This window comes from Methylobacterium segetis (genome assembly GCF_004348265.1).
GTDB classification, from domain to species: domain Bacteria; phylum Pseudomonadota; class Alphaproteobacteria; order Rhizobiales; family Beijerinckiaceae; genus Methylobacterium; species Methylobacterium segetis.
Window position 1 is genome coordinate 1 of record NZ_SMNT01000209.1, and the last position, 2484, is coordinate 2484.

Here is a 2484-nt window from a genome sequence, read left to right on the forward strand (position 1 = left end):
TCTTCACCCTGAACGTGGTGCACCCCGCCCCCGGCTCGCAGGCCGTGATCAGCGGCTCGCTCCAGGACGGCTACATCGCCGGCGCCACCGTCTTCATGGACTCGAACAACGATGGTGTCCGCCAGAGCTTCGAGGCCCAGACGACGACCGACGCGAGCGGCCATTTCACCCTCGTCGGCAAGCCCGGGGCCATCGTCGCCACCGGCGGCCCGGGCGCACTCGATACGGCCACGAACCTCGCCTTCAACGGCGTCTTCAAGGCGCCGGCCGGCTCGACGGTGGTGTCTCCCCTCACCACGATCCTCGTCGAGCTGATGGGGCTCGGTGCGAATCTCAGCTCCGCCCAGACGGAGCTGCGCGGTGCGCTCGGCCTCGGTGCCGGGGTCGACGTCACCCAGATCGACCCGATCGCGGGCATGCTGAAGGAGGGCGCGACGCCCCAGCAGATCGCCCTCTACGAGCACCTGTTCGTCGCGGCCTCGCAGATCCTCAACACCGTCGCCCTCCTCCAGGCGGCGCTCCCCTACGCGAACCCGATGCACGACATCGTCGAGATGATCGCGACGGGCCAGCCGTTCGACCTCTCAGACCCGGCGACGGTGCACGCCCTGGTCGACCGCTACCTGCCGCCGTCCACCTTCGCGTCCGACGTCGAGGCCTTGCTCAACGGCCACAACGCCCTCGTCGCAGCCCAGGCGACGGCGGCGGACGGCATGGCGTTCCTCGTCGGCGTCGCGGCGGTGAGCCGCGTGGCGCAGGGCGAGACCGCGCCGGCGCTCGCCATCGCCTTCACCGACGAGGATGTGGCGGCGGTGCGGGCGAAGTTCACCGGCGACAGCCTCGGCGTGCAGGTCGGCTACGCCAAGCACCATATCGGCGACGTCGACGGCGACAGCCGCCCCGAGGGCGACGGAGACGCGGTCGCGCCCGGCGTGACCCTGGCCGCCGCCGGCGCTCCGACGAAGGCGGGTCTCCTCTCGCTCTCGGGCTCGGTCGGTCCGGCCGATGCCGGGATCACCGTGCACATCCTCGACAACGGCCGGGAGATCGGCTCGACGAAGTCCGGCCCGGACGGGGCCTGGAAGGCGGACGTGCAGATCTCGGGCGAGGGCGAGCACGTCGTCACCGCCTCCGGCACCGACGGCGCCGGCAATACCGGCAAGAGCCTGCCGATCAGCGTCACCATCGACACCACGCCGCCGGCCAAGCCCGTCGTCGCCCTCGACCACGATACCGGTGCCTCGGCCAACGACCGCGTCACGAGCGATGCCGAGATCACGGTCACGGCCGGGGAGATCGGGGGCAGCCTCGCCTACAGCATTGACGGGCACGGCTTCGTCGCGGTCTATGACGAGAGCGACCTCGCGGATGGCGCGCACACCGTGCGGGTCCATCACACCGACGCCGCTGGCAACGTCTCCGAGGACGGCGTCCTCAGCTTCGTCCTCGACCGGACGGCTCCGGACGCGCCCGTCGTCAGGCTCGCCAACGATACCGGCCTGCCCGGCGACAGGATGACGAAGGACGCGAGCCTCGCGATCGTGCCGGCCGAGACCGGCGGCCGCTACGGCTACAGCGTCGACGGCGGCGCCTCGACCGAGAGCTACGACCCGGCCACGCTCGGCAACGGCCAGCACACCGTTGCGGTCACCCACACCGATGCGGCCGGCAACACGTCTGCGGCCACATCGCTCGCCTTCGTCGTCGACCGCGAAGCTCCCGCCGCACCCGGCGTCGCACTCGCCGCCGATACCGGCCTGCCGGGCGACAAGCTCACCCGGGATGCCGCCCTCGCGGTGACCGGGACCGAAGCCGGCGCGAGCCTGAGCTACAGCATCGACGGCAAGGCCTACACAGACGGCTATGCCCCGACGCTCCTCGCGGACGGCGAGCACACGGTCGCGGTCCGGCAGACCGACGCGACCGGCAACGTCTCGGCCGCAACCTCGCTCACCTTCGTCCTCGACCGCACGCCGCCTGCGGCCCCCACGGTCGGCCTCGCCCGCGATACGGGGGCGGCCGGCGACCACCTCACCAAGGACGCGAGCCTCGCGGTCGTGACCTCCGAGACCGGCGGCACCTACACCTACAGTGTCGACGGCGGGACCTATTCCAACGCCTACATGCCCGCCTCCCTCATGGACGGCGAGCACACGGTCTCGGTCAAGCACACCGAAGCCGCGGGCAACGTCTCGGAGGCCGGCTACCTGAGCTTCACCCTCGACACGTCGGCGCCGGGCGTCCCGACGCTGGCTCTCGCGAACGATACCGGCACTCCGGGGGACCGCCTGACCACCGATCCCCGGCTCTTGACGACGGGCGTGGAGACGGGCGGCAGCTTCAGCTACAGCGTCGACGGCAAGGCCTACGGTGCCTACGACCCGACGTCCCTCACGGACGGCCAGCACACGGTCTCGGTCAAGCACATCGACGCCGCGGGCAACGTCTCGGTGGCACGCTCGCTGACCTTCACGCTGCACTCCA

General features: G+C 71.3%; 1 protein-coding gene. It reads left to right on the forward strand.

What is annotated here, in order from left to right; genetic code table 11:
* Positions 1 to 2484: Ig-like domain-containing protein (locus tag E1J50_RS26000; protein ID WP_207919304.1), on the forward strand; the 2484-nt coding region annotated here is incomplete at both ends.